Raw genomic sequence first — 26,421 nt, 5'->3', positions numbered from 1 at the left:
TATTTGTTTACAGAAAGACGAAAGGAGAAAAAAAGCAAATGACTTTCAGCACTAACACCATGACCAAGTCCACTATGTACACCACCGTTGATGAAACCGGAGTCCTCAACAACTACGCTCCTGAAACCAAGATTTACTACGCAGAGTTCCCTTCACTAGAACAGCAGCGTAATTATATTTCCCAAGGTGCTATAGCTAGCTTGTTAGTCAGCTTGTTAATTTTGACTGCCTTCGGTATCAGCTAAGACCATTCCTTACTTGTTAGACCCAAACCTCGTAAAACATAGACGAAAGGAGAAAAAAAGCAAATGACTTTCAGCACTAACACCATGACCAAGTCCACTATGTACACCACCGTTGATGAAACCGGAGTCCTCAACAACTACGCTCCTGAAACCGAGATTTACTACGCAGAGTTCCCTTCACTAGAACAGCAGCGTAATTATATTTCCCAAGGTGCTATAGCTAGCTTCTTAGTCAGCTTGTTAATTTTGACTGCCTTCGGTATCAGCTAAGACCATTCCTTACTTGTTTGACCCAAAGCTCGTAAAAAACACAAAGGAGAAAATGATGACTATTGTAATTGCACTGTTAATTGTTGGTTGGACTGCTGCTGCGGTAATCGGTACTCAAGCTTACTTCCGTGGTGAGCAAACCAAGCCCATCCATGAGCGCAACTGGCGTAGTGAGTCTTTCAACAAACTGGCCAAATCCGTCACTGGTCAAGACACTGACTATAGCGATCGCACTCCGGCCTATGCCATGGATGCTTTTGCTAGCAACTCTCTACCCAATTCCTAATCTTGAAGCATTTGACACCCTGATCAAGCAATGCTTTAAGGGTTTGACCCAAACCTCGTAAAACATAGACGAAAGGAGAAAAAAAGCAAATGACTTTCAGCACTAACACCATGACCAAGTCCACTATGTACACCACCGTTGATGAAACCGGAGTCCTCAACAACTACGCTCCTGAAACCGAGATTTACTACGCAGAGTTCCCTTCACTAGAACAGCAGCGTAATTATATTTCCCAAGGTGCTATAGCTAGCTTCTTAGTCAGCTTGTTAATTTTGACTGCCTTCGGTATCAGCTAAGACCATTCCTTACTTGTTTGACCCAAAGCTCGTAAAAAACACAAAGGAGAAAATGATGACTATTGTAATTGCACTGTTAATTGTTGGTTGGACTGCTGCTGCGGTAATCGGTACTCAAGCTTACTTCCGTGGTGAGCAAACCAAGCCCATCCATGAGCGCAACTGGCGTAGTGAGTCTTTCAACAAACTGGCCAAATCCGTCACTGGTCAAGACACTGACTATAGCGATCGCACTCCGGCCTATGCCATGGATGCTTTTGCTAGCAACTCTCTACCCAATTCCTAATCTTGAAGCATTTGACACCCTGATCAAGCAATGCTTTAAGGGTTTGACCCAAACCTCGTAAAACATAGACGAAAGGAGAAAAAAAGCAAATGACTTTCAGCACTAACACCATGACCAAGTCCACTATGTACACCACCGTTGATGAAACCGGAGTCCTCAACAACTACGCTCCTGAAACCGAGATTTACTACGCAGAGTTCCCTTCACTAGAACAGCAGCGTAATTATATTTCCCAAGGTGCTATAGCTAGCTTCTTAGTCAGCTTGTTAATTTTGACTGCCTTCGGTATCAGCTAAGACCATTCCTTACTTGTTTGACCCAAAGCTCGTAAAAAACACAAAGGAGAAAATGATGACTATTGTAATTGCACTGTTAATTGTTGGTTGGACTGCTGCTGCGGTAATCGGTACTCAAGCTTACTTCCGTGGTGAGCAAACCAAGCCCATCCATGAGCGCAACTGGCGTAGTGAGTCTTTCAACAAACTGGCCAAATCCGTCACTGGTCAAGACACTGACTATAGCGATCGCACTCCGGCCTATGCCATGGATGCTTTTGCTAGCAACTCTCTGCCCAATTCCTAAACCAGAGGTCGATGCAGTCTTCAGTGCTAACTAGATTGATTCGCTGGTTACAGGAAGAGTTACAGATTCCTGGGGCTTCCATTGCCCTGGCCCTACGCCAGGGCGAACCAACCCCAAACTTTTTACCCATGATTCTTTGGCAATACGGACTAATTACATTAGATCAATTAGATCAAATCTTTGATTGGTTGGAAGCCGTCTAAATCTATCTCTCGATATATAGCATTTATAGTTGAGTTGTGAACAGAATCCCTTAGGGAAAGGCAAGAGGCAAGAGGCAAGAGGCAACAGTTAATCAACTATATAGGGATTTTTGGTAGCGATGCAGTGGCCTGACGGAGGTTTCCCCCACTCGCGCTTTGCATTAAGACAAGGTCAAAAACTGTAATCCTTTTTTACAATTCATTTATAAACGCTATAAATATTTATATATAGTTAAATATAACTAAACTATATATATGATAAACCCATCTAAATTCTAGAAGCCTTACTCACAAAAGATTTCAAAATTAATAAGCAAAAATACTTATCTAGCCCATCTAAATACTAAAAGCCTTACTGACCAAAGATTTCACAATTAATAAGCAAAAATACTGATCGTAGGCATTTCAAAATAAGATGGGTTTACCCTGATCAAGTAAGTCTGGAATTTGAAAGTTAATACCAATTCTCAGGACTGACACCGCTACACGTCAATTTGATCGAGTGCATCTCAGTTTTGAAATTAGACAAAAATTCGGGCGAAAATTCCCGCGCCCGGGTCCCACACTCCCCACACTCCCCGCGCCCCCGCCCCACACTCCCCGCGCCCCCGCCCCACACTCCCCACACTTGCGATATTTTTTACAAATATGAGATGCACCCATTTGATCTCCCCATCTCCCCATCTGGATCTGTAGTTCTACTTTGAACAATTGGTATAAATTTTAACCGTACCCTGGTAGGCTAAAAGTAAGGGCTTTCAGCCTGTATAACAAAAGCATTTTAAACAAAGACTACTTTGCATTTAACTACCTTGCATCTATGAGTATTAAAGACAAACCTCAACCCCCTCGATCTCGCCTAATTGGCAATATTCTCTTGTTTTTAGGGGGTTTATTTCTTGTAGCTAACCTATTCTTGCCTGGGTTCTTTGGACCGAAAATCCCTCGGGTACCCTACAGCTTGTTCATTGACCAAGTCCAAGATGGAAAGGTAGCGCGGGTTTATGTTGGGCAAGACCAAATCCAGTATCAGCTCAAAAGTGACGCTGAACAGCCAGGACAAATTCTGATCACCACCCCAATCTATGACTTAGAGTTACCCCAACGGCTAGAAGATAAAGGAGTAGAATTTGCTGCTGCTCCTCCCCCTAAACGAAGCTGGTTTGCCATCGTGCTCAGCTGGGTGATACCTCCACTGATTTTTGTTGGCATTTTGCAGTTTTTTGCAGGACGTTTTGGTGGTGGTGGCGGACCCCAAGGTGCTCTTTCCATTAGCAAGAGCAAAGCTAAGGTTTATGTGCAAGATGATGCCACCAAAGTTACCTTTAATGATGTGGCTGGGGTAGAAGAAGCCAAGACTGAATTACAGGAAATTGTGGATTTTCTCAAAACCCCCCAGCGGTTTACTAATATAGGAGCACGAATTCCTAAGGGAGTGCTATTAGTTGGACCTCCTGGAACGGGTAAAACCCTAATGGCTAAAGCAGTAGCTGGGGAAGCTGGTGTACCATTCTTTAGTATTTCTGGATCGGAGTTTGTAGAACTGTTTGTCGGTGCTGGTGCTGCCAGAGTCCGGGATTTATTTGAACAGGCCAAAAAGAAAGCTCCCTGTATTATTTTCATTGATGAGTTGGATGCTATTGGTAAATCCCGTGCTAGTGGTGGTGGTTTTGTTGGTGGCAACGATGAGCGGGAACAAACCCTCAACCAGTTGCTAACGGAAATGGATGGATTTGCTGCTGGTGATGCTACGGTAATTGTGCTAGCAGCTACTAACCGCCCTGAAACCCTAGATCCAGCTCTGTTACGTCCAGGACGATTCGATCGCCAAGTGTTAGTAGACCGTCCCGATTTATCCGGTCGCTTGAAAATTCTAGAAATCTATGCTAAGAAAGTGAAGCTTGGGGAAGATGTGGATCTAAAAGCGATCGCAACTCGTACTCCTGGTTTTGCTGGTGCTGACCTCGCTAATCTTGTCAATGAAGCAGCGCTGTTAGCCGCCCGTAACCGCAAGGAAAAAGTAACCCAAGCCGACTTTGCTGAAGCCATTGAGCGAGTAGTAGCTGGTCTAGAGAAGAAAAGCCGGGTACTCAATGACAAAGAGAAAACCATCGTTGCTTACCATGAAGTCGGTCATGCTCTAGTTGGTGCCTTGATGCCTGGTGGTAGTAAAGTCGCTAAAATCTCGATTGTGCCACGGGGGATGGCAGCACTAGGCTATACCTTGCAAATGCCTACAGAAGACCGCTTCTTAATGGATGAGAAAGAACTCCACGGTCAGATTGCCACCTTGCTTGGTGGACGGGCAGCGGAAGAGATTGTGTTTAATAGCATTACCACCGGGGCTTCCAATGACCTCCAACGAGCTACGGATTTAGCGGAGCAAATGGTAACCACCTATGGCATGAGTAAAGTTCTCGGACCCTTAGCTTACCAGAAAGGTCAGCAGTCAAACTTTCTCGGAGATGGGATGATGAATCCCCGCCGCAATGTCAGCGATGAAACCGCTAAAGCGATTGATGATGAAGTCAAAGAGATTGTCGAAACAGGTCATCAACAAGCATTAGCGATTCTGAACGAGAATCGGGAGTTGCTCGAAACCATTGCTAAACAAATATTGGACACAGAAGTAATTGAGGGTGACAAATTGCAAGAGCTTTTGAGTAAAGTTAAGCCTGCCGAGAAGGAGGCTGCTGTAGTTTAATCGCAATTTTCAATTGCAAGGATTACAAGGGTTGGGTGCGGAGTTCCCCCGTGCCCAACCCTTTGATTACTAAAGTAATCTGAAAACTGCGTAAGCATTCAGCCGTCAGCCTAATGCCGTCCTGGGATGCATTAGCTGATAGCTGTTGGCGTAGCCTGCGCGTAGCGCATATGCTTACAATCGCTACAAGGAAATTGAGTATGAAGAGGTGGAGTATGAACCACCAAAGGTTATTTTAGAAAAATCGCGGACGCTTGAGGATGAAATTCGGGCAGATCTTGATGCCCTAGAGGAGATGTTGGGATGATTTGCAACACAGTTGAATTATTTTATCATTGAAACCAAAATGTAATTACTATCTGAGGAATGAAAACAAAAGAGGAAATTTGGCAAGGTGTTAGTCAAATTGTAGCGGGTTATCCTCTGCTAGAGTGCGATCGTTGTGCTACGTCGGTGATGGAGTGGTTAAGACAGAATGGAGTAGAAGGCAAAATTATCAGGTTAAGAACAAAAAGACGAAATGAAGTCTTTATCATCAGCGATCGCTATGGAACAGGTGAGTCAATTACAGAAAATGGAATTCATTATGGTGTAGAGGTTTTCGGAAAAGTGTTTGATAATTTATCTAGGGAGGGTTTATCGAGAGAAGCTTGGTTGAATGACTTTCGTTGTCCTAGTGGCAAGTTTATTGTGGACGAATTAACATCGTTATAACTTAAATAGGTGAATAGTAGTGTTGTTATGAATGGATTATTTGATATTCTAGAAAAAATCGAAAAATGCCCTGGTATGTATATTGGTCGTCCTTCGGTAACCGATTTATTTATGTTTTTAGTTGGCTATGAATATGCTCGCAGTGAGATGGATATTGAGTTGACTGAAGCAGAAGCAAAATTTTATGAGGAGTTTCAACCTTGGCTACAGGAAAAACTGGGGGTTAAGTCGGTTACGTCATGGGCTAAGTTAATCATGCTTTCTTGTCATAATGAAAAAGTAGGTTTTGAATATTTTTTTCGGTTGTTGGCTGAATTTAAACAAAACCATGGCTTGTTAGCTACAGAATCAAGTTCTAAATTTGTGCGTCAATCATGATTATTGCTGAAGGTCAAAGATGAGTGCTTATTTTAATAATTATATTTCGATAGTCATAAATAATGAATGAAAAACTATTAAGAGCTAATTTGTAAAGTAAATATTAAGAAGCCTGAAAACCTTGCTATGATTGTATTTTGAATATTAAATAGTTCAAGTGTTCTAGTTGAGCGCAAGCCTTATCCTACAAGGATTACAGCGAGTTTACAAATCAGCTCTAAGGATGATTATGGGAAAGTTTAGAGCCCTTGAAGCAGAAATAAGTTCTGACTTGGACGAACTAGAGAAGATTTTGGTGTAGGAAATGGGCAAATATGAAAAACTGCTGCAAAAAATTATTACCGGGACATCCGACAACAACATCAAGTTTTCCGAACTGTGTCAGCTACTCAAAAAATTGGGCTTTGACGAACGAATCAGAGGCGACCACTACATTTTTACCAAGGATAATGTAGAGTAAATCATTAATATTCAGCCCTATTGGTACCAAAGCCAAAGGTTATCAAGTCAGGCAAGTTAGAAATCTAATTGTGAAATACGGTTTAGGAGATAGCGATGTCAGTTAAGTACGAATTAATCATTTATTGGAGTGACTCAGATCAAGCTTTTATTGTAGAAGTGCCAGAATTACCTGGATGTATGGCAGATGGTCAAACTTATGTAGAAGCAGTGACTAATGCCGAGGTGGTAATTCAAGAATGGATCGAAACAGCTCAAGAGTTGGGGCGTGATATTCCTACTCCCAAAGGACGATTAATTTATGCCTAATAGATTCCTCTTAGATCAGATTAGAGCCCATTTTCTTCAGCTGGAGGGGATGCTATCTGAAACTCCCCCCAGGGCAAACCCATCTAAATTCTCGAAACCTTAATCAGAAATAATAAGCAATAATACTTATTTTATTACTCTCATATTCAGTAGGTATTTGTAACTAAAATCCCTTTACCCTGAACAAAATCTGGAAAGCGCGATCTACCCCAGCCCCTGTTACCACAGGCAATGCAGTTTTAAAAGGGAATAAGTTAACGATTTTTGGAGATATGGAGATATAGGGCTGGTTAAATCGCTAAATAAAACTAAATTTGATTAAAAATAAGCGAATTAGCGCCTTTGACACCATACTAATTAGTCTGCTTTAATCTACTGACGTAGGTAACGAAATGTTAACTAACAAAAATTAGTGTTCAACAAATTTGCCAAAAACCCCGACTATGACTATTTCTTGATGCAGTCGCTCATCAAGAAAACCCGTAAGACCAAGCTGCATAGCTTGTCAAAAATTATCCCCATCTGACCACCCGACCATCTCCCTACCTATTTTTTCCAAGGTTGAAACGGCCCTATTCGCACAACAGCTGTAACGGTCGCAATCGGGAATTGAGGAGGGTGATGATTACGGCTATGGCTGGTGTGAGTGGCTTAGCCCAAACAGCAGATTAGTAGTAACAAATACCTATTTTAATAGGATGGCCGCCTAATGTCAACCACAAGGAATGACCCCCTTCACGGTAGAAGAGGCTCGTCATCTGACCTGGTTTGAGACCTAGAGGAATGCCAACATGCCTGTGTTGCCAACAGTGGCAGTGCAGTGGTTCGGTTTGTATACACCTATACCGTCGATCGAGTCTGTTGTTAGCAATACAGTTTTCTAAAAAAATTTGTTGCTACCCCTAGGAAAATTTGTAAATTTTTGTTACACTACTCAAGTGACGACGCTCAGGTTAAGTTAGTCACTCCTAAGAAAGGAAATGTAAATTCGGCGTTGCTGAATTCAAGAATGAATTTAGATCATCTGGTTTTGGTAAATCCCCCGTTGCCTCCCTAACTTTGGGGGAAGTTGAGAGTTTTGTTCACCCCCCGGTGCGCTTGACCCGTAATTAAATTCGCCACGGGTCGCACCGCAAAATTGGCGGGCTAGGGGGACGGAATTCTACCTAGAAATCTGCCTTGCCATGTAAATTCTTCCATACCATTCGGAACACCCAAACAAGGAATATCCCAGCAGCACAATTATGGTTCAAGCTAAACCGAATCCAACATCACCAAAGCTTTCTCCTTCAGAGTCAGAGCAAATTATTCAATTCCACCACCCAGAAAAGTACCGCACCTCAGAGTGGTACACCGGTCATGGAGAAATCGCTGCTAGTGGAGACGGTCGCTCTTTTGAAATCTCTGCTACCTATTCCCTTAAGGCAACAGTTAAGTTAGTGGACGGGGTTTTCAACCCTGCCAATCCCACCTTGGCGGAAGTTTACAGTCGTCGCGGTCGTTGTGTGGCAATTGTGGATCAGACCGTAGATGAGCTTTACGGAGCGTCAATTCGCCGCTACTTCGAGGAGTATGAAATTCCTCTTAACTTGCAGCCCTGCCGCGCTTGGGAATCTGACAAAACTCCCGAAACTGTCCACCGCTTGCTGAAATTTTTAGGTAAAGATGGCTGCGACGTTTCCCGGAACGAACCCGTACTAGTGGTAGGTGGCGGTGTTCTCAGTGACGTAGCCGGACTTGCCTGCGCCCTGCAGCACCGACGCACTCCTTATATTATGGTCGGAACCACGGTTGTCGCTGCTATTGATGCTGGTCCATCCCCCCGCACTTGTACCAACGGTGCCCAATTCAAGAACAGCATTGGCTCCTATCATCCTCCGGTAGTGACTTTGGTAGACCGCAGTTTCTTCCGTACTTTAGCGACAGGTCACGTCCGCAACGGTATGGCAGAAATTATTAAAATGGCAGTCACCGATGATCTGGTTCTGTTTGAGTTAATGGAACAATACGGTCCTCGCTTGGTGGAGACTCACTTTGCCACTTTGGATGGAGATGAGAAACTGGCAGCGATCGCTGATACAGTCATCTATCGGGCATTGTTTTCCTACATGAAGCATGAAGGAACCAATATGTTCGAAACTTACCAAGACCGTCCCCACGCTTATGGTCACACCTGGAGTCCTCGCTTTGAACCTGCTGCTAAATTAATGCACGGTCATTCTGTCACTATTGGCATGGCGTTCGGCGCGACTTTAGCAGCAGAGATGGGCTGGCTTAAACCAGAAGAACGCGATCGCATTATCGCTTTGTGTCGCTCTCTAGGTCTGTCTGTTTACCACCCCATCCTAGAAGATATTGATCTGATGCTTGAAGGTCAGAAAAATATGCGGCGCAAGCGGGGAGAAGGGGGTTTGTGGGCTCCACTACCGACAGGTATTGGTTCTTGTGATTATGCTCAAGAGGTATCGTCAGGATTGCTACAACTAGCCATTGACAAGCATAAGCAGTTATGTTCTTCTTTTCCTGATGCTGGAAAAGGCACAGAAATGTACCTCAGCGACCTCGGCCTTGAGTAAAAGGACTAAAAATGAGTAACCTACTAAAAACTCCCCCAACTCCAAGACCGGTAACTCCCTTAGGAATTTTAGTCCAACAGCTGGAAGGGATCGTGGAAATGGCAGAACAGGAGAAAGTGCCTGCTTCTGTGATGGCGTCTCTCCAACAAGCACTAGCCCTAGCAGCTGGAATCGACCCCTACCTTGAAGAATGTGCGACTCCAGAGTCTCCTGCTTTAGCAGCTTTAGCCCAGAAAACGGCAGCAGAAGATTGGAGCAAGCTTTTCTCAGATCAAGAAACCGTGCGCCAGTTAGAGCAGGAAATGCTCTCTGGGCATATTGAGGGACAAACCCTAAAGTTATTGGTCTACATGACTAAGGCCAAGCGCATCCTAGAAGTCGGAATGTTTACTGGATATTCCGCTCTAGCCATGGCAGAAGCCTTGCCTGAAGATGGGGACTTGGTTGCCTGTGAAGTCGATCAATATGTAGCCGACTTTGCCCGTGCTTGTTTTGAAGCGTCTCCCCACGGTATAAAAATTAAGGTGGAAGTCGCTCCAGCCTTGGAAACCCTAGAAAAGTTGGCAGATGCCCAGGAATCCTTTGATTTGGTGTTTATTGATGCTGATAAGAAGGAATATGTCGATTATTTCAAGGTCTTGCTAGACAGGGATGTATTGACTCCTGGTGGCTTTATCTGTGTGGATAATACCCTCCTTCAGGGACAACCTTATTTACCCCCAGAGCAGCAGACTGCTAATGGAAGTGCGATCGCTAAATTTAACCGGTTTGTAGCGAATGACCCCCGAGTGGAACAAGTGTTACTACCGTTGCGAGATGGTTTAACTATCATCCGACGCACCTAGATAAATTACGATCAGACAATAGACAAAAGGCAATGAACAGCTCCATTGCCTTGTTCTTCCTCTAGTGAATATAGCGGTTTTTAGTCTAATGAGGTACATAGGATTTTTACCATATTACCTCTTACCTATCAAGTCTTCTGACTTCACTGCTCCCTGTTCCCTGTTCCCTGTTCCCTGTTCCCTGTTCCCTGCTCCCTAAAAACATGTACCTCACCTAATTGAAAACCGCTATGATTGCTTTACTAAAAAATATCGGCACCTTAACGTTACTGTTAATTGCCTTACCTCTAAATGCCACTCTCGTCTTTATTTCCCTGGTAATCAGTTGGATAACTTCCCCATTTCGCAGACGGATAGCTGTCGAAGGTTCCAAAAACATCTTGATTACCGGGGGCAAAATGACCAAAGCCCTGCAACTGGCTCGTTGTTTTCATAAGTCTGGGCACAATGTCTTTTTAGTTGAAACTCATAAATATTGGCTATCTGGTCACCGATTTTCTAATGCGGTTAAAGGGTTCTATACCGTGCCAGCACCAGAAAAATATCCCAATGGTTATTCCCAAGCCTTACTAAAAATTGTTCAAAAAGAAAACATTGATGCCTTCATTCCCGTATCTAGCCCAGTAGCAAGCTATTATGATTCCGTGGCTGGAACGTTACTCTCCCCCTACTGCGAAGTCATCCACTTTTCTCCTGACATCACCCAGATGTTAGACGACAAATTTACATTGTGCGAGCAAGCTCGTTCTTTAGGATTATCAGCACCAAAGTCTTTCCTAATTACCGATCCACAACAAATTCTCGATTTTGACTTCAAATCAGATGGGAGTCGGTATATTCTCAAAAGCATTCGGTATGATTCAGTCTCTCGCTTGGACATGACCAAGTTTCCCTTTGAAGGAATGGAAGATTATGTCAAAAATCTTCCTATTACTAAGGAAAACCCTTGGACAATGCAAGAGTTTATTACCGGTCAGGAGTATTGCACCCACAGTACAGTCCGCAAGGGAAAAATTAGACTTCACTGCTGTTCCCCATCGTCTCCTTTCCAAGTAAATTATCAGCATCTTGAGAAACCTGAGATATATGCATGGGTGGAGAAATTTGTCAAGGAATTAAATTTGACAGGACAAATTTCCTTTGACTTCATTCAAACCGAAGACGGCACCGTCTATCCCATTGAGTGTAATCCTCGCACCCATTCTGCTATCACCATGTTTTACAATCATCCAGGATTAGCAGATGCTTATCTTAAAGATAGTGAGGATGAAAATCAAGCACCGATTGTGCCCCGCCCTGACAGTAAACCAACTTACTGGCTCTATCATGAAATTTGGCGGCTGACTGAGATCAGGTCATGGTCAGAGTTTCAAGCATGGATCCAAAAGATTGTCAAGGGTACAGATGCCATTTTTCAAGTCAACGATCCCTTGCCCTTCTTAACCGTACCCCATTGGCAAATAACCTTACTATTATTAGAAAATTTACGGAAACTAAAAGGCTGGGTAAGAATTGATTTTAATATTGGTAAATTGGTAGAATTTGGTGGGGATTAAATAGCGTTCGGCTTACTATTCGCCCTATCAAAAAAGTTAAGCAATATATGTTACCAATTAACAACACTTCGGACAGGGAATCTACCCTCAATCATCCCACCATCGGTATCATCGGTTGCGGCAATATTGGAGGGCGACAAGCTGCTAATTTTCTAGCCCATGGTTACTCGGTCTATGTCTACGACATCAATTAGGATTACACTGGCTATTCCGCCGCCTAAATTGATATTAATAATAATTACAGATATCTAAGCTCACCCCGCTGGTAAGGTTTGTCAGCATCTGTAAATGCTAGCTCGCTCTTTTATAGATAATCAAGTCTAGATTACAGTTACTTTCATCTCCTTTCTACTGTTATTTATCGTTTTCCTAATTTAGTTTGTAACCACCAAGCAAAATACCACGACTGATTACTTGCTAGCAGGAACATTAATCCCTAACGACTGACAGCACTATCAGTAATGGCTACAGGTTTTATTGTTTAGGCTATTAAGCCGGTACACTAAAGTAATTATACATTTTCAAAAAACCAAACTTTTTTACGGCAAGGGGTATAGATAATTAGAGTAGTAATCACTTCTGTTGAGGTGCTCACTTTAGGTTTTGATTAGCTATATAAATAAAGATGAAGCCTCAACCGAAATTGCTAGGACTAAAATCCCTATCTTCATTACCGATAGATTCCTTAGCTGCATTAGTAAGCAGCATTATCTGTATATCGTTAACACCGATTTTTATACGTATAAGTGAACGGGAAATCGGTCCAAATTCTACAGTATTTAATCGTTTCTGGATTGCGGCTGTTGCCTTTGGGCTAGTAAGTGCATTATTAACTGCGCGCAGCCGACAAAATCATACCCAATCAACTCAACAGAAACCTGATCAAGTAGGAACCTTGCGTACAACCTCTCTACTGATAGCAGATGGGGTACTTCTATCAACGGGTATGATATGTTGGGCTTGGTCTTTGACGAAGACTAGTATTGCCGACTCTAGCATTATGCATAATCTGGTTCCCATATTTACTGTCTTAGGAGGGTGGTTAGCTTTAGGTCAGACTTTTGACCGTCGATTTGTGCTTGGTATGTTTGTTGCCCTCACCGGATCGCTTTTGCTAGAAGTTAATGACCTTTTATCATTTAGCATCAGCCAACAACTACTAGGAAATTTGGCTGCTTTACTCTCAGCAGTATTTTTTGGCATACATCCACTAATTATTGAGCAACTCCGCATTAACTTAAACTCAGTCACGATTCTGACTTGGTCTTCCATAACCAGCGCTTTGTTGCTATTGCCCGTTGCTCTGATCGCCGAAGGGCAAATTTTTCCGAGTTCTCTAACTGGGTGGTTTTCAGTCATCGCCCTAGCCTTCTTTGGTCAGATACTAGGTGTAGGACTTTGGGCTTATTGCCTTAAAAAGTTATCTGCTGGGTTTGGTAGCCTAGTTGCGTTGCTTATTCCAGCTCTTAGCGCTGTGGAAGGTTGGGCGATTTTCTCAGAACATATTGAACTGTGGACTTTGGTAAGTTTCCTGGTAATTTTATTCGGAATGTATTTGGCGCTCTCTAGTAGATCTGCGATCAAGTCTGGAGTTGAGTCTTCTAGTTAATTTACCTTGAAGCATTGAAGTTTGCTAATTTTAGTATAAACTTAGCAAACTTCAATTTAGGAAATCAATTAGATAAGAGTTAATTATAACATTAATCTGTGATAATCTGTAAAAACCGGATTTTTATTTATCTTCCTTGAGCGATCCAGTCCCAATTTCATATAAGATATATACTGTACAACTTTAGTGTGATTTTCGAATAAAAGGTAAAAACAACGTAATTCGAATAAAAGGTAAAAACAACGTAAAGAGGAGGTAAAAAATGAACACAATTACACGATTAGATGTCCCTTCTGCCATCCAACAACGACGCTCGATCAGAGTTTTAAGCCTGACCCGATCGAGCCAGCACTAATAGAGCAGCTGATTAATCTGACAGTGGCTGCTCCTAGTGCTTCAAATCTACAACCATGGCGAATTGTTTTAGTCCAAAATCCGGAAAAAAAGCAGCATTGGCGAAAGCCTGTCCTGATCCAGATGACGTTAGTGAATTTAATCCTAGGCTTTACGCCCGTCAAGAAATTATCGCGCTTTGCGCCGATAACATTTGTCTTTACTGCAGAATCAACAGCTGGAAAAAAGCACCAGAAATGCTAGAGCAGGCCAAGCATAATGGCCCATACACTTTTGGATACTTGGGTTCCTATTTTAATAGACCCAAATAAGCAGATTGATAATCTGTACTTAACCGGGGCATTAAATCGTTACTTTGGGGGTATTTTTGGGACATAAAATTTTTTTGACGATGATGAAGTAATAGGAGTAAGTTCAGATAAAAAAAATAATTTTATTATTGATAAAGCGGAAGAATTAGGGTTATTTATTACCGAAGCAAGCCGCGAACAAAATCAACGTTTTGTAGATATCATTGTCGGGACTTTGAAGGCTAATTATGCCTATAAGCGTCAGCATTATCCGGGGAAAGTAACAGTTTTCAGGCCACGAGAAAGGCATCTTCATGCACCTGATCCACAGTTAGTTTGGGTTGAATTGTGTGCTATTTTAGATGCAGCTGATATTGAGGTAGTTATGGTTCCTGGCAGTCATTATTCATGCCTGAATGGATCGAACGTAAAGGTATTAGTAGAAAGTTTGATTAGTCGTTTACACTAGTAAAGTTTTGGATAGTAATTATGTTAGGAACTGCATCAGAAGCTAAAAAGAAAATATACCGAATTATCTACGGTTACTGGCAAAGTCAGTGTGCTTATGTGGCCACCAGTTTAGGAATCCCTAACCTGTTGCAAGATGGGCCAAAAACCGTTGATGAAATTGCCGAAAAAACGTCAACAAACGTTGAAAAGCTTTATGTGGTTATGCGGGCTTTAGCCCATTTAGGGGTGTTCGTGGAGAAACCCGGACGGGTTTTTGCATCAACTGAATTATCAGAACTTTTGATCAGCAATAATGATTCCCCTTCCATCGCTGACTTTTTAATGCATATTACTGAGCCGAATATGTGGGATGCTTGGCGAGAATTGGAAAACAGTTTAAAAACGGGAGAAGTCCCCTTTGAACTGGCCAAAGGTCAGGATTTTTACAGTGAGTATATGACCGCCAACCCTAACAGCAAAAAACTCTTTAACAATGCCATGAGTTTTTTGACTAATGAAGCGGTTGATCCGTTGTTTGAATTTTATGAATTTGGTCGTTTTGAAACCGTGATGGATGTAGGAGGCAATCAAGGAACATTAATTGCCAATATTGTTAAAAAATTTGGCTGCAAAGGAATTTTATTTGACTTGCCCAATGAGGTAAAAACTGCTCCTGATAATCTGGTCAAATACGGAGTATCTGATTCAGTACAAGTTGTTGGTGGCAGTGCTTTGGAATCTTTACCAAAAGGTGCTGATGCGATTGTGATGAAGTATTTTCTATCGGTGTTTAGTAAAGAAAATTCTATCAAAGTACTCACTAACTGTCGCGAAGCTCTCCCGAAACATGGTAAGGTTATACTACTCCAAACTCTAGTTCCTCCTGTGGGTGCCCCTGTAGAATATCCCGATGGAACTATACCAGCTTTGGCTGCGGTCCAAATGATGATTACCAATCCAGGGGGTTACTGGCGCACGGAACAAGAATATAAGGACTTATTTGCAGCGAGTGGTTTTAAACTCGAACAAGTCGTTTATACTGGGACAAGTTTGACAGTTATGGAGTTTAGTCTTAACTAGTCAAATAACGAATAAGCATAGCTAATTTACGATAGGAGGCTATTTCTAGAATTTACTAGTTTTTTAGCCTCATATCGTCAACAGCAGCATAAATCAAAATTAACTATTACTTTAAAGTATTCATTTAAATTTTTACTACCCATTCAATAGCTACAGGTGTTATAGTTGATGCTATAACCTATGTAAAAAAAATATATAATAACATGAATGCTCAAGGTAAATTGTCACGGATACAGTATCTATCTTCATTACCAATAGATTCCTTAGCTGCATTACTAGGTAGGCTAATCTGTCTGTCTTGATCACCAATTTTTATTCGTTTGAGTGAATTGGAAATAGGACCAAATGCTACAGCATTTAATCGTTTTTGGATTGCGGCTGTTGCCTTTGGACTACTGAATAGCTTGTTAAATGTAGGTCACCATAAGCAGGACGATCAACCTGAACTACATAAAACTCATCTGGGAGCAGAAACAAGGCTACTGATTGCAGATGGTTTGCTTTTAGCGATGGGTACAATATGTTGGACTTGGTCTCTAACCCAGACGAGCGTTGCTAACGCTACCATTATCCATAATTTGATTCCCATATTTACCATCTTAGGAGGCTGGCTAGCTTTTGGTCAGCTCTTTGACCGTCGATTTCTCTTGGGTATGTTTGTTGCGATCGCAGGAGTAACGTTACTAGAAGTAAATGACCTGTTATCATGTAAGCATTCAGCTCTCAGCTCTCAGCTCTCAGCTCTCAGCTCTCAGCTCTCAGCCTTGAGCTTTGAGCTTTTAAATAAAACAAGTAAGCATTCGTTTAATCTTTGTTACGTCAGCTGAATGCTGACGGCTGACGGCTGACGGCTGACGGCTGACGGCTGACGGCTGACGGCTGACGGCTGACGGCTGAATGCTTACGTTATCATTTAGAATAGGCTCACAACTACTACGAGATTTAGAAGCTTTACTCTCAGCAGTGTTTTTTGGGGTACACCCATTAATAGGTGAGCAACTTCGCACTAAGTTTAACTCTGTGACGATTATGACTTGGTCTTCAACAACCAGTTTTATGTTGCTATTACCTGTTACTCTTTTTGCTAAAGAGCAACTTTTTCCGAGTTCCGTAACTGGTTGGTTTTAAGTCATCGCCCTTGCCGTCGTTGGTCAAATGTTGGGTATAGGACTTTGGACTTATTGTCTCAAAAAGTTATCTTCAGGGTTTGCTAGCCTAGTGGGGTTGATTCTTCCTGTTTTTAGTGCCCTCGAAGGTTGGACAATTTTCTCAGAACCTCTTAGTTTTTTTACTTTAGTCAGCTTTGTGGTAATCTTAGTGGGAATGTATTTGGCTATTTCTAGCACATCTGCTATTAAATCTGGAATTGAATCTGCTAATAGTTAAGTTTAACTACTGCATCTATCAGAATTTGATATTATAAACATCGAAGTATTAACATTAAACACTTGTGGTGCCATATAATCAAATGAGCAGAGATTTAGTCAATAGGATTAACCATTCCTAGCAATGGCTGATTAACCCCTAAACAAACCTAATGGCTAAACAAGTTGGGATTGCACTCACCTTTATCATCTTCCTGCTGTTATTTACAGCAGTGGGCATCTACTCCGCAACCCGCAAACAAAATACTACCACCGATTATTTACTGGCTAGTCGCAATGTCAACCCTTGGCTGACAGCACTTTCGGCAATGGCAACTGGTCAAAGTGGCTTCTTGTTCATCGCTCAAGTCGGTTTTGCCTACAAAATAGGCATTTCCTCCCTCTGGCTGACCATTGGTTGGGCAATTGGGGACTATCTTGCTTGGTATTTTATTTTCAAACGGTTGAGACAGCTCTCTGAGGAAACCGCTTCAGATACTGTCTCTTCCTTTCTCAGTCAAAATATTAAAGGCTCCCGTTTGATTGCCATTATCTCTGCTATAATTACTATAGTATTTCTAGGTTCCTACGCCGCAGCCCAACTGGTAGCAGGAAGCAAAGCACTCAATGCTGTGTTCGGATGGAACTATAATTTAGGCATCATTATAGGAGCAGTAATTGTCGTTATCTACTGCTTTTCTGGAGGAATTCGCGCCTCAATTTGGACCGATGCCCTACAAGCAACAATCATGATCGGTTCCTTGTTACTGTTGTTAGTGGTGGCGGTTGCCGGTTGTGGTGGAGTTGGGCAACTGTGGCAATCTTTGGCAGCCATTGACCCAGCCTTAATCAACTGGAATTCTTCTCAGCAACCATGGGGATTTGCACCTTTCTTTATCGGTTGGGTAGTAGCTGGTTTTGGTGTGGTGGGACAACCCCACATTATGGTGCGTGCTATGGCAATTGACTCAGCCGACAACATTGCTTTTGCCAGAAATATCAAAGCTGCTTTGGGGTTAGTAACCTCTATCTCGGCGATGGGGATTGGCTTAGCAGGGCGAGTGCTGATGCCAGATTTGTTGGCTTCGGGGGATCCAGAATTGGCACTTCCTTACCTATCGTTGAAATTGTTACCAGTGGTTTTGGTGGGATTGATGCTCGCTGGGCTGTTTTCTGCCACTATGTCCACAGCAGATTCTCAAATACTCTCTTGTTCAGCTGCCCTAACCCAAGATATTTTTCCGGCTGCAGCTAAATCTTACCAATTCGCAAAGGTAGGAACCCTAACTGTAACAGCAGTAGTTTTGGCGATCGCCCTACTTGGAAATAACAATGTCTTTGCTTTAGTGACTTTTTCTTGGTCGGCTCTGGCTTCAGGTTTGGGTCCTTTATTAATCTTGAGAGTTTGGCAGCGACCAGTCAATCTTACCACAGCGATCGCAATGATGGGAATTGGGATTGCTACAGCTTTGATTTGGAATTTAGGACTTGATTTGTCCAGTGCCATTTATGAAGTGCTTCCAGGTATGGCTGCAGGAATGGCAGTCTATGGAATTGCTCAGTTTTTGAATCATCCTAAATGATTTCATTCTAGTTCTGACAATTCTTGCGGGGTAGCTTTATTGACACTCCCCCGATTTCTAATCGTGGGGAGTGTCAATTCCGTATCGACCCACAAGGGCAACCTTGGTTTCTAGAAGCAGGGTTGTATTGTTCTTTTTCTCCTAAAAGTGTGATTGCTTCTATGGCGAAAGCATCGGGCATATCTGTAAATGAGTTGTTGATGACAGCGATTGATGAAACGTTAATTGATAAGGCTGCGTGTAGGGAATCGGTAATTTTGGCTCAGGCAATAGTGTGAGGCGGGGGCGCGGCAGGTGTGGGGAAATGGGGATAATATGGGAAGTGTGGCAGGTGTGGCAGGTGTGGCAGGTGTGGCAGGTGTGGGGAGATGGGGAGTCAGATTAGCAACTAGCTCCCCAAGACAGTGCTGCCTAGGTATTCCCTAGTCCCTAGTCCCTAGTCCCTAGTCCCTATTCCCATTAACCCAGGACGAGGTACCTCAGCCAATCTGCTATTATGAGTAAGTAACGTTGTTTTCCGTAACAAGAGTGCCACTCCCGAGTTAGCGATCGCATGTAGAATTAGTGATGGCATCATACCACCATCAGGATAGTTATATATATCTAAATTGTTATCTAAATTACTCTCAATGGCCTTAACCGATTCCTGATCAGGGTGTTCATTTGTGACACACGGATTTGGGTATTAGTGATTTTTACCTACACGGACCCGATCGGAGGGATTAGAAAGTCCCACTAGGATCTACCTATAAAAGCTGGCTTCAGCGGGCTTTTTGGCTAACTAGAACTGTTTCATCCGGAGCAGTTGGGATAAATCGGGTTTTGGCTGTTGCTTGCCGCCATTTTGGCTGGAAAAATGGCCGATATAAGCTAACGTTTATAAAGACTTCACAGAAAATTTACAATCTAGTGGGACGATTCATAAGTAATTTACGGAAAATCGCTGATAGACATGGTTAACTTTAGAAGAAGCAAAAAGTGCAGCAGGTAATCAAAGCATGTAGTTTCTCCTAGTCACTACTTAAACGCTATGAGGTGCCCTTGACCTTGGCGAATTAAATTCCCCACGGGTCGCACCTCAAGATGCTAGCCAGAGTTAAAAAACCGTACCATGCGGAATTTCTCTCAAAGCCCTTGAGGTAAATAGTAACACGAGTAGTTTTAACAGTTAACTATAAAACATGTCAGGCTCTCCTCTGAATAAATTCCTTTTCAAACCCGTTCTTCTTGCAGCAGCGGTATTGTCAGTACTGTCCTTACCAGTAGCAATTTTTGGCTCACAACCAGTTTCCATTCGCATTCAGGGAGAACAGTGGATGGATGGTGAAATTAAGGATCTTGCTCCCCCTTACCTAGGCTTGGTTGGAGCCTTGAGTTTGGGAGTCGGTGTAGCCAGTTTGGCAATTTCAGGGTGGCAACACTCCTCCCAGAAATTTTCTCAAACTCAGGACAAAGTTTCCACTCTAGCTGAGGATATCGAGGCAAAAGAAAAAGAATTAGAAGACCTTAAGCTTTCTCTGTCGAGTTTGGCAGCTTCTGGACTCAGTGATTTTCTAGATGAGGGAGAAACCCAGATAACAGTTACAGAAAACCTTACAGAAAACCTTACGGAAAATATTACCGACAAAGTTATAGAAAACGTTACGGAAAAGGCTACGGAAAATGTTACCCACAAAGTTATAGAAAACGTTACGGAAACTCAGGATAAAAGCCTTGAATTCCAGCCAGTATTTCAAACTATAGTGACTAGGTCGAATTTTGTTGAAGAGCCCTCCATAACAACCCCTACAAGGTCTGTAGAGGATGTAACCCAGAAGTTTGCTTCAGCACAAACGTTTCTAGGTTTTGTGCGCACAAAACCTGTAGTCACCCAACCTATCCAGGTGAGTTCACCAAAACCGGAGCAGCTGGATCAACTCAACACTCAACTTCAAACAATTATGGCTCAGATGGCTTCTTTACAATCCGCCCTTGATGGCACACAGAGAAGTGGAGGTATTGAGGTACCTGTAGCGAATCACCCATCCAAACAACTTGTTAAGTCCTGGTCTGTAAACGGTTAGGAACGTTTGAGACAAGTTGATACACGCTCAGGGTGCATCCTGATCCAACCATAAGCTAAAAAGCATCTACTGGAATTTACTCCAGATAGTTTGGTATAGATAGTTTACTGTTGGTAAGGAGTAAAAATTCCTGAATTTGGTTGACTGGTTGACCATTTCTGCCTTTCGAATTCAGAATTATCAACTCCATTTATCGATGGAGGAATTTGCCATTCGCTAATTACTGGATTGTCGCGATTCAGATGACCGTGATCGTTTCCACAAAAAGCGCCAACAAAATGTGATCATAGCGCTCATTAAATAAAACTGTTAGGGTATTTTGGTAAGAGCGTGCACAGTGTGGCTGAGTATTATTATTAGTATTATTATTAATATTATTCATGGTTCAGGCTTGATAGTGACGAACCATGAACCATGACCATGAACTATGAACCAAGATAAAGGTTTTGTCTTATCGGAAAAACTCTGACGGCGAGAGTGGAGTATTGCTTTGATTTTTTAAATTGGTTTGTGGGCTAATACTACCACTAACCGATGTTTGGGGTCTAAGTTCTGAGCGGTTTCCCCAGCCACCATTGCGTTCTGCTGCCCTAATGCTAGGTACTGATTTCCTGCCACTAGGTAGCGCTATCGGTAAGGTGGAACTTGCCTTGACGTAAGGTTGACCATCATTATTAAATCGGACGAGGTCACCTTCCATCTCTGGAATCTGTGGCTGTTGCTCTTCAGTCCTTCCTAGGTGACCATAGGGCTCATAGGTGGCTACGAAAGAGACACTATTATTGGGGCTAACCGAGAATCGTCCTTGTGATTGATTGATTTGCCAAGCTTCCTGAAGGCGACCATCTGGTGCCACGTCCCATAGGTTAAGCCTAGCTTGCCATTGACCCTGGTCGTTTACCTCAACAACTTGGCGATCCAAAATGGAATAGGTGCCTAGGGGGTTAGAACCAAATAAAGGCTGTTGTGTCGGACGCAAATAGCGAATAGCAGCCACAGCAATTTGACTTTGGTTAGGTAGATTACTACTACCGGATACAGTGTACGCACCAGGACGACTTGCCGGTTTCACACTGAGTTCTAACTCAAGGTCAGGGGGTTCTTTTGGGGAGCAGCTGACACACAATGCCATTAGCATTAGGAGCACAGTCCCCTGGCTATTAGAGTAAAGTGAGCGAACTGTTTGACTTAAAAACTGGTAGAATTGCATAGGCATAGGTATAAAAAGATTAGATATTCCTTAGGGATAGCTTACAAAGAATGAGTAATTGTCAGATTAGGGGTTCAAAATATCGACTATCATAGCAAGTTGTTAAAAACGAGCTAAGTTGATTGGTAGTTAGTGATGGATTTACCACGGAACCCTAATCAACGTCTAACATAATCAATACCTTGATTGTTTATTACAAAACCATTAACTGAAAACTCCGCCTCTAAAGAGCTCAGATGAAAGTGACTAGCGACTAAAGTCGCCTAGAAAACTTTTAGCAAAAAGTTGACAATTCTCTAGCGCCAGAGTATACTGTAAGTATAGGGTACAGGTTGAGAAACCGTTTGCGTAGCGTGGCCTTTGGCCTTGGCGCAACCGGGTCAGAAGCCCGCCACTGCTTGACCTTAAAACAATAATGCCCGGAGGGCAGGGAAAATCCTCCTTAAACACCACTACATCAACTACCAATTGGTGTGTGAACCCAGAAAAATCACAACTTGAGAGAAAGAAACGGTAAGGTGGGGTTAGAAGTTACCGTAATCAGAGGGTCGCCTTTAAGGGTTACAGGCTATGCATAAAAGGGTTAAAACTTTTTTATTAAGGCGACCCTGTCTTGATGCAATAGCGAGTGGGGGAAACCACGGCAGTCGCTCATGGGGGGAACCCCCAAGACCGCGCTGCCTCCCCAAGACCGCGCTGCATCGCTCTGATAAGGTTTCGTCTCCGGCACACCGAAGGCGAAAAGGAAGGGAAACGGACTATGCACATGCACTTCCAACTAAGTAGCCAAACGCCCCATCTGAGAATCGCCCTCTGGGTCTGTCGTAAATTGACTAAAAACTTGGTCTTGACGGGTTTTTGGTACCGGTGCGCTTGACCTTGGCGAATTAAATTCGCCACGGGTCGCACCGTTAAGTACTGTCCTATTTTTGACGGCGTTAAAGATGGGAATGCGGCGGTTTAAGGCGGCTCGTTGATCTAGGAATCCCCGCGTCTAATGACCGGGGAGTGTCAAAATTGATAGCTTATAAAATTTTATCGACTAAGACTAGTTATGAAGCAGCAAAGTAGGTTTAGACATACATCTTTATTGAAATTTTGTACTACTCAGTTGGCAATCGCTGGCCTAGTCACCCTAGGGATTCCTAATGGTGCTGCCACTGCTGGGAATGGATTTAGTTTCTGTGCCAAAGATCTTAAAGCGGCCAATATCACTTCAGAAATTGCATCACAAGCTTGTTCAGAGGCACTACAACCTGAGGATTTATCCTTGTGTGTACTGAAAATTAAGGTACTGACCTCATTAGCAGGCCAAAAAGCCTTAGGTGCTTGTACACGAGTCCGACGACCTTTGGAATTGGCTAGCTGTGTGGTTGATATTGACAATCAGATTGAAAACATAAATGCTAACTCAGTGCTGGATCACTGTCGTCGTAGCCTCCTGCCAGAGCAATTTTCTGAATGTGTTATTGGCTTGAATAGTGCCAATGTCGCTAGCCCTGACAAGGCTCTAAACACTTGTATTTCTGTTGATCAATATCCCTCCCAATTGTCTCCGACCTTTGCGCCACCTCCGGCAAGAACCTTGGTTCAGTAATTTGGTTGAGTATTGTAAGCATATGCGCTACGCGCACGCTGCGCGAACAGCAGTCAGCCGTCAGCCGTCAGCTTTATGGCACAGGCCACAAGCCCTGTGACAACACTGCAGCATTATTCCAATGCTTACCGATTTTATTCAAAAGCTGTTCAGTGTAGCTTGCCCTATGCTCATAAGCACATCAAGTAGCGTGCCCTATGCCCATAAGCACATCAAGTAGCGTGCCCGTAGCGCTAATCGCTGACCGCTGATAGCTGATAGCTGAATACTTACCTTCTATTTATTTAAGCTTCTGTAAGTAATCAACAATTTCGTTAAATTTTTGAGCCACATTACCACTGGTGAATAAATCTTCAGCCCTGGCCAGACCTGCTGTCAAATCTGGGCAAATACCACAACGCCACAGATAAAACCCTCCATTCCAGATAGCGGCTGGCATCAATGGGTTGGATTTACCCTTTAGGATTTCCTGGATCTGTGCCAGCAGTTTAGTGGTTGACTCAAGTGGTACCTCCTTGCCAGCCAAACCGTATTCACTGGGATGGAGTAGCAGACGTTCAAACCCTTGACTGGCTGATGGTTGACTAATGGCTATGATGGCAGTGCGATCGCGTGGTAGGTCACAGCTACCCTCTAAGCCTTTGACAAAGGTAAAATTCTTGACCAGACGCAGCTGACATGTCTGTCTAAACAGGATTTCTGTAGGTGGATGAACATACCCGGCAACATGATGACTCTCTCCTCTATAGGCAGACCACAGGAGTTCCATGGTTGCTATCGGTGGACGTTTACCGATTTGGTCGCGGTAGGAAACTAACTGATGAGCTTGGGGAAAATGCTGGGGTAAATAGATAAATCCGAAGCCAGTTGTCTCCAATACTTGTTGCACCTGGGGCACAGAAAGTTGGGAGAAATCCATTCCCAATCCCTGCCAAATCTCAATTAAGGGGACTCCATACTTAGTGGGCATACAATCTCCCCCATGCATTACCACAGGTACCCCAGCAGTAGCTAAGACTAAGGCGGTCAGGGGTGTGACTGGTGCAGTACGGCTTCGTCCATCATAGGGTGTTCCTAACGCTGTAACCCCCAGGGATGGAGAAGAAGAAACTGACCGAGAGGTATCTTGCCCATGGTTGATGTCCCAGGGGTGTAACCTTGGTCCAAGTTGGTCATAAGCATCCAACATCCCTGCCAGTTCTTCACTGGTCGGTCGTTTGATGCGGTGGGCAATCATAAATGCTCCAATTTGCGCTGGTGTAGCCTCTTGTGTCAACATGAGGCGGGTTGCAGTGGTGGCTTCCTCACGAGTTAACGCTTTCCCAGTGTGCACACCACTGCCCACTTTCTTTAATAATTCCCTGAAGGCATTACTCATCGGTGATTAGTCCAAAGCTGGAAACAGTGATCAAGCTTGAGCAAGGGCTGGCAGCTGGAGGTTCCAAGCCTGAACTGTTGGCATGTCCAGCTGACGCACCAGTTTACAAAAATGCTGAATTGGTGGAATATCTAAGCGATCGCGAGTCGTGACCAAAACCACCTGACGAGTCCACTTGGAATCCAAGGCAGAGACGTTACCTACTAGTTTGTTGGAGCTAGCCACGGATTCTGGTAGTTTTTCTAGGGATCTTACAGCCAGAGTAGAGTCTTGCTGTACATTGATCAGGGCTGATTTGGGCAATAGGGCAATCAATTCTCCTTGGCGCACTACTCCTTGGAATGCTTCTAGGGTATTTAACTCCATAACTGCCCGCAAATTAGCCCCTAGGCGGGAAAACTGCTGTTGTACTAAACGTTGCATCCCGTAGCCACTTTTAAAGACTGCTTGTGGGTATTTAATCAGTTCTGACCAGGGGACTGGTTGATAGTTGACTAAGGGATGGTCTGATGCCATCAGGACTTCGATGGGCTCTTCGTAGAGTACCTCAACTACCATCTCTGAACTAGTGGTCAAAAAGCGATTGTTCATCACAATTGCCACATCCACTAGACCATCTCGCAGTACCTTCAAAGAGCGATCGCTTCCGAGGGCCGTCACTCGTAACTGGACTTGAGGATAGGCCTGACAAAATTGCCTTAAGATCGGTGGCAAGTAGTGAGCGCAGACTGATTGGATTGCTGCTACACACAATTCTGGCTGTTTCCCTGCGATCAAATCTGCTAGTTCTTGGGTAGCACTTTGCCACTCTTGACAGATTTTACGAGCACGGGGTAACAGCTGTTCCCCTGCAAGAGTCAACTTTGCGTGAGCAGTGCGATGAAACAGTGGCATACCCAGATAGCTTTCCAGAGACTGAATTTGTCTACTTATAGTCGATTGTGTTACGCCGCATTTTTGTGCCGCTTGTCCAAAATTACCTGTCTGGGTGACTGCCAGAAATGCCTGCAACTGCTCAATCCGCATGATTTGTCTAAGGTGTATGAGGTTTCATCATAATTCATTGAACATAGTAGATTTTTTGAGGAACTTCGGTAGAATTTGATACATTGATGCTTTCGGATTTAACTAGATCCATAACTCAACTAATGTAATCTAATAAACCTAAGTAAACTAATTTCAAATGGGACAGTTACGGTGAAAGGAGAACAGGGCGCTTTGGATCCGTCAACAATCCAGGATGTTAAGAAAGTATAAATAAATAGATCAATATATAGCAGTTCTCAATTGGGTGAGGTACTTTCGTTCTGGGTTTTAGGGAGTCGGGAGTAGGGAGTCGGGAATCGGGAGATAGGGAAATGGGCATAGGTGGAGTGGCAAAAAATCCTGTGTACCTGATCAGTCTGAGAAGAAGCGTGACCATTCGCGTAGCGTGGCCTTTTGGCCAAGGTCAATCGCGAAGCGGTTCCAAAGGAACATCGCGTTTCCTAGTCTACTGACCTACACCAAAATTTTGTCAACCACTCTTTTACCACAATCACAATATAAAGTCAAGACTTATTTAATATAAGTTTTACTTATTTACATTATTTAATATATATCCGGGCAATTACTCTCAAACCCCTTTACAAAACTAAATATATTACTTAATATAAATACATGAAGGCGCACACAAGCCGGACGAACCTCGATAACTTCATATTCATACCCGCAATCATAAGAACATGACTACTG

30 protein-coding genes and 1 pseudogene are annotated in these 26,421 nt (G+C 43.2%); 26 read left to right on the top strand and 5 right to left on the bottom strand.

Annotation, left to right across the window (positions count from 1 at the left end):
* Positions 1-38: 38 nt before the first annotated feature.
* From F6J90_RS36290 to F6J90_RS36195, 21 genes are all read left to right on the top strand, one after another.
* Positions 39-245, top strand: coding sequence for a ssl1498 family light-harvesting-like protein (locus F6J90_RS36290; protein ID WP_366513983.1), 207 nt, complete (start codon positions 39-41; stop codon positions 243-245).
* 63 nt (positions 246-308) lie between these two features.
* Positions 309-515, top strand: coding sequence for a ssl1498 family light-harvesting-like protein (locus F6J90_RS36285; protein ID WP_366513982.1), 207 nt, complete (start codon positions 309-311; stop codon positions 513-515).
* A 55-nt stretch (positions 516-570) separates the two neighbouring features.
* Complete coding sequence (locus F6J90_RS36280; RefSeq protein ID WP_293106422.1) at positions 571-801, top strand: hypothetical protein; 231 nt, start codon at positions 571-573, stop codon at positions 799-801.
* An 89-nt stretch (positions 802-890) separates the two neighbouring features.
* Positions 891-1,097 carry a ssl1498 family light-harvesting-like protein gene (locus tag F6J90_RS36275; RefSeq protein ID WP_366513982.1) on the top strand — a complete coding sequence of 69 codons (207 nt, stop codon included), beginning with the start codon at positions 891-893 and terminating at the stop codon, positions 1,095-1,097.
* A 55-nt stretch (positions 1,098-1,152) separates the two neighbouring features.
* Complete coding sequence (locus F6J90_RS36270) at positions 1,153-1,383, top strand: hypothetical protein (RefSeq protein ID WP_293106422.1); 231 nt, start codon at positions 1,153-1,155, stop codon at positions 1,381-1,383.
* Positions 1,384-1,472: 89 nt separating this feature from the next.
* Positions 1,473-1,679 carry a ssl1498 family light-harvesting-like protein gene (locus F6J90_RS36265; protein WP_366513982.1) on the top strand — a complete coding sequence of 69 codons (207 nt, stop codon included), beginning with the start codon at positions 1,473-1,475 and terminating at the stop codon, positions 1,677-1,679.
* A gap of 55 nt (positions 1,680-1,734) precedes the next feature.
* Positions 1,735-1,965: a hypothetical protein gene (locus tag F6J90_RS36260; protein WP_293106422.1), complete on the top strand. Its 231-nt coding sequence runs from the start codon at positions 1,735-1,737 to the stop codon at positions 1,963-1,965.
* An 11-nt stretch (positions 1,966-1,976) separates the two neighbouring features.
* Positions 1,977-2,168: a DUF2949 domain-containing protein gene (locus tag F6J90_RS36255; RefSeq protein WP_293105448.1), complete on the top strand. Its 192-nt coding sequence runs from the start codon at positions 1,977-1,979 to the stop codon at positions 2,166-2,168.
* Between the two features lie 820 nt (positions 2,169-2,988).
* Entirely contained in the window at positions 2,989-4,872 is a 1,884-nt protein-coding gene (ftsH4, locus tag F6J90_RS36250) for an ATP-dependent zinc metalloprotease FtsH4 (protein ID WP_293105445.1), read from the top strand.
* A 366-nt stretch (positions 4,873-5,238) separates the two neighbouring features.
* Positions 5,239-5,586, top strand: a complete 348-nt coding sequence (locus F6J90_RS36245) for a papain fold toxin domain-containing protein (protein WP_293105442.1) — start codon at positions 5,239-5,241, stop codon at positions 5,584-5,586.
* A gap of 27 nt (positions 5,587-5,613) precedes the next feature.
* Positions 5,614-5,964 carry a hypothetical protein gene (locus F6J90_RS36240; RefSeq protein WP_293105440.1) on the top strand — a complete coding sequence of 117 codons (351 nt, stop codon included), beginning with the start codon at positions 5,614-5,616 and terminating at the stop codon, positions 5,962-5,964.
* 304 nt (positions 5,965-6,268) lie between these two features.
* Positions 6,269-6,424, top strand: coding sequence for a type II toxin-antitoxin system HicA family toxin (locus tag F6J90_RS36235; protein ID WP_293105437.1), 156 nt, complete (start codon positions 6,269-6,271; stop codon positions 6,422-6,424).
* A 95-nt stretch (positions 6,425-6,519) separates the two neighbouring features.
* On the top strand, positions 6,520-6,732 hold the full coding sequence (locus F6J90_RS36230) for a type II toxin-antitoxin system HicB family antitoxin (protein ID WP_293105434.1): 213 nt from the start codon (positions 6,520-6,522) through the stop codon (positions 6,730-6,732).
* A gap of 1,244 nt (positions 6,733-7,976) precedes the next feature.
* On the top strand, positions 7,977-9,308 hold the full coding sequence (locus tag F6J90_RS36225; protein ID WP_293105431.1) for a sedoheptulose 7-phosphate cyclase: 1,332 nt from the start codon (positions 7,977-7,979) through the stop codon (positions 9,306-9,308).
* 11 nt (positions 9,309-9,319) lie between these two features.
* A complete protein-coding gene (locus F6J90_RS36220) occupies positions 9,320-10,153 on the top strand; it encodes a class I SAM-dependent methyltransferase (protein ID WP_293105428.1) in 834 nt (277 codons plus the stop codon).
* A 230-nt stretch (positions 10,154-10,383) separates the two neighbouring features.
* The gene (locus F6J90_RS36215) at positions 10,384-11,709 is read left to right on the top strand and encodes an ATP-grasp enzyme (protein WP_293105426.1); all 1,326 of its coding nucleotides are present in this window, start codon (positions 10,384-10,386) and stop codon (positions 11,707-11,709) included.
* A 47-nt stretch (positions 11,710-11,756) separates the two neighbouring features.
* Positions 11,757-11,903 carry an NAD(P)-binding domain-containing protein gene (locus tag F6J90_RS36210; RefSeq protein WP_366513980.1) on the top strand — a complete coding sequence of 49 codons (147 nt, stop codon included), beginning with the start codon at positions 11,757-11,759 and terminating at the stop codon, positions 11,901-11,903.
* 431 nt (positions 11,904-12,334) lie between these two features.
* Positions 12,335-13,318: a DMT family transporter gene (locus F6J90_RS36205; protein ID WP_293105423.1), complete on the top strand. Its 984-nt coding sequence runs from the start codon at positions 12,335-12,337 to the stop codon at positions 13,316-13,318.
* Between the two features lie 279 nt (positions 13,319-13,597).
* Positions 13,598-13,915 (top strand): nitroreductase family protein, encoded by a 318-nt coding sequence (locus tag F6J90_RS43910; RefSeq protein ID WP_366513998.1) that lies wholly within the window; start codon positions 13,598-13,600, stop codon positions 13,913-13,915.
* 536 nt (positions 13,916-14,451) lie between these two features.
* Positions 14,452-15,492, top strand: a complete 1,041-nt coding sequence (locus F6J90_RS36200; protein ID WP_293105420.1) for a methyltransferase — start codon at positions 14,452-14,454, stop codon at positions 15,490-15,492.
* Positions 15,493-15,812: 320 nt separating this feature from the next.
* Positions 15,813-16,319, top strand: a complete 507-nt coding sequence (locus tag F6J90_RS36195; RefSeq protein ID WP_366513978.1) for a DMT family transporter — start codon at positions 15,813-15,815, stop codon at positions 16,317-16,319.
* Here F6J90_RS36195 and F6J90_RS36190 read toward each other — a convergent pair.
* On the bottom strand, positions 16,272-16,499 hold the full coding sequence (locus F6J90_RS36190) for a hypothetical protein (protein WP_293106459.1): 228 nt from the start codon (positions 16,497-16,499) through the stop codon (positions 16,272-16,274). The two genes, F6J90_RS36195 and F6J90_RS36190, sit on opposite strands and share 48 nt — an antisense overlap.
* Between F6J90_RS36190 and F6J90_RS36185 the strand changes: the two are divergent.
* From F6J90_RS36185 to F6J90_RS36175, 3 genes and pseudogenes are all read left to right on the top strand, one after another.
* Positions 16,390-16,878: pseudogene (locus F6J90_RS36185) on the top strand (DMT family transporter). The gene F6J90_RS36190 and the pseudogene F6J90_RS36185 sit on opposite strands and share 110 nt — an antisense overlap.
* Before the next feature lie 151 nt (positions 16,879-17,029).
* The gene (locus tag F6J90_RS36180; protein ID WP_293105414.1) at positions 17,030-18,439 is read left to right on the top strand and encodes a sodium/proline symporter; all 1,410 of its coding nucleotides are present in this window, start codon (positions 17,030-17,032) and stop codon (positions 18,437-18,439) included.
* A 1,241-nt stretch (positions 18,440-19,680) separates the two neighbouring features.
* Positions 19,681-20,502, top strand: a complete 822-nt coding sequence (locus tag F6J90_RS36175) for a hypothetical protein (RefSeq protein WP_293105411.1) — start codon at positions 19,681-19,683, stop codon at positions 20,500-20,502.
* Positions 20,503-20,953: 451 nt separating this feature from the next.
* On the opposite strand, the gene F6J90_RS36170 is transcribed toward F6J90_RS36175, so the two are convergent.
* Entirely contained in the window at positions 20,954-21,649 is a 696-nt protein-coding gene (locus tag F6J90_RS36170) for a hypothetical protein (RefSeq protein WP_293105408.1), read from the bottom strand.
* Between the two features lie 691 nt (positions 21,650-22,340).
* Between F6J90_RS36170 and F6J90_RS36165 the strand changes: the two genes are divergently transcribed.
* Positions 22,341-22,589, top strand: coding sequence for a hypothetical protein (locus F6J90_RS36165; RefSeq protein WP_293105405.1), 249 nt, complete (start codon positions 22,341-22,343; stop codon positions 22,587-22,589).
* Between the two features lie 177 nt (positions 22,590-22,766).
* The gene (locus F6J90_RS36160; RefSeq protein WP_071104734.1) at positions 22,767-23,309 is read left to right on the top strand and encodes a hypothetical protein; all 543 of its coding nucleotides are present in this window, start codon (positions 22,767-22,769) and stop codon (positions 23,307-23,309) included.
* Between the two features lie 280 nt (positions 23,310-23,589).
* Here F6J90_RS36160 and F6J90_RS36155 read toward each other — a convergent pair whose 3' ends face one another.
* The 3 genes from F6J90_RS36155 to F6J90_RS36145 all read right to left on the bottom strand — a co-directional run bounded on the left by F6J90_RS36155 (position 23,590) and on the right by F6J90_RS36145 (position 26,141).
* Complete coding sequence (locus tag F6J90_RS36155) at positions 23,590-24,687, bottom strand: anthranilate phosphoribosyltransferase family protein (protein ID WP_293105401.1); 1,098 nt, start codon at positions 24,685-24,687, stop codon at positions 23,590-23,592.
* Positions 24,688-24,717: 30 nt separating this feature from the next.
* Complete coding sequence (locus tag F6J90_RS36150; RefSeq protein ID WP_293105398.1) at positions 24,718-25,713, bottom strand: LysR family transcriptional regulator; 996 nt, start codon at positions 25,711-25,713, stop codon at positions 24,718-24,720.
* Positions 25,714-25,970: 257 nt separating this feature from the next.
* Complete coding sequence (locus F6J90_RS36145; protein WP_293105396.1) at positions 25,971-26,141, bottom strand: hypothetical protein; 171 nt, start codon at positions 26,139-26,141, stop codon at positions 25,971-25,973.
* Positions 26,142-26,421: the final 280 nt, after the last annotated feature.

This window comes from Moorena sp. SIOASIH (assembly GCF_010671925.1).
Classification (GTDB): domain Bacteria; phylum Cyanobacteriota; class Cyanobacteriia; order Cyanobacteriales; family Coleofasciculaceae; genus Moorena.
Note: the sequence above shows the minus strand (reverse complement) of the source record. Positions and strands in the feature narration are given on the sequence as shown.

Coding starts and splice junctions, on each gene's coding strand:
- F6J90_RS36290 (WP_366513983.1), top strand. CDS start 39: ATGACTTTCAGCACTAACACCATGACCAAGTCCACTATGTACACCACC.
- F6J90_RS36285 (WP_366513982.1), top strand. CDS start 309: ATGACTTTCAGCACTAACACCATGACCAAGTCCACTATGTACACCACC.
- F6J90_RS36280 (WP_293106422.1), top strand. CDS start 571: ATGACTATTGTAATTGCACTGTTAATTGTTGGTTGGACTGCTGCTGCG.
- F6J90_RS36275 (WP_366513982.1), top strand. CDS start 891: ATGACTTTCAGCACTAACACCATGACCAAGTCCACTATGTACACCACC.
- F6J90_RS36270 (WP_293106422.1), top strand. CDS start 1,153: ATGACTATTGTAATTGCACTGTTAATTGTTGGTTGGACTGCTGCTGCG.
- F6J90_RS36265 (WP_366513982.1), top strand. CDS start 1,473: ATGACTTTCAGCACTAACACCATGACCAAGTCCACTATGTACACCACC.
- F6J90_RS36260 (WP_293106422.1), top strand. CDS start 1,735: ATGACTATTGTAATTGCACTGTTAATTGTTGGTTGGACTGCTGCTGCG.
- F6J90_RS36255 (WP_293105448.1), top strand. CDS start 1,977: ATGCAGTCTTCAGTGCTAACTAGATTGATTCGCTGGTTACAGGAAGAG.
- ftsH4 (WP_293105445.1), top strand. CDS start 2,989: ATGAGTATTAAAGACAAACCTCAACCCCCTCGATCTCGCCTAATTGGC.
- F6J90_RS36245 (WP_293105442.1), top strand. CDS start 5,239: ATGAAAACAAAAGAGGAAATTTGGCAAGGTGTTAGTCAAATTGTAGCG.
- F6J90_RS36240 (WP_293105440.1), top strand. CDS start 5,614: ATGAATGGATTATTTGATATTCTAGAAAAAATCGAAAAATGCCCTGGT.
- F6J90_RS36235 (WP_293105437.1), top strand. CDS start 6,269: ATGGGCAAATATGAAAAACTGCTGCAAAAAATTATTACCGGGACATCC.
- F6J90_RS36230 (WP_293105434.1), top strand. CDS start 6,520: ATGTCAGTTAAGTACGAATTAATCATTTATTGGAGTGACTCAGATCAA.
- F6J90_RS36225 (WP_293105431.1), top strand. CDS start 7,977: ATGGTTCAAGCTAAACCGAATCCAACATCACCAAAGCTTTCTCCTTCA.
- F6J90_RS36220 (WP_293105428.1), top strand. CDS start 9,320: ATGAGTAACCTACTAAAAACTCCCCCAACTCCAAGACCGGTAACTCCC.
- F6J90_RS36215 (WP_293105426.1), top strand. CDS start 10,384: ATGATTGCTTTACTAAAAAATATCGGCACCTTAACGTTACTGTTAATT.
- F6J90_RS36210 (WP_366513980.1), top strand. CDS start 11,757: ATGTTACCAATTAACAACACTTCGGACAGGGAATCTACCCTCAATCAT.
- F6J90_RS36205 (WP_293105423.1), top strand. CDS start 12,335: ATGAAGCCTCAACCGAAATTGCTAGGACTAAAATCCCTATCTTCATTA.
- F6J90_RS36200 (WP_293105420.1), top strand. CDS start 14,452: ATGTTAGGAACTGCATCAGAAGCTAAAAAGAAAATATACCGAATTATC.
- F6J90_RS36180 (WP_293105414.1), top strand. CDS start 17,030: ATGGCTAAACAAGTTGGGATTGCACTCACCTTTATCATCTTCCTGCTG.
- F6J90_RS36160 (WP_071104734.1), top strand. CDS start 22,767: ATGAAGCAGCAAAGTAGGTTTAGACATACATCTTTATTGAAATTTTGT.
- F6J90_RS36155 (WP_293105401.1), bottom strand. CDS start 24,687: ATGAGTAATGCCTTCAGGGAATTATTAAAGAAAGTGGGCAGTGGTGTG.
- F6J90_RS36150 (WP_293105398.1), bottom strand. CDS start 25,713: ATGCGGATTGAGCAGTTGCAGGCATTTCTGGCAGTCACCCAGACAGGT.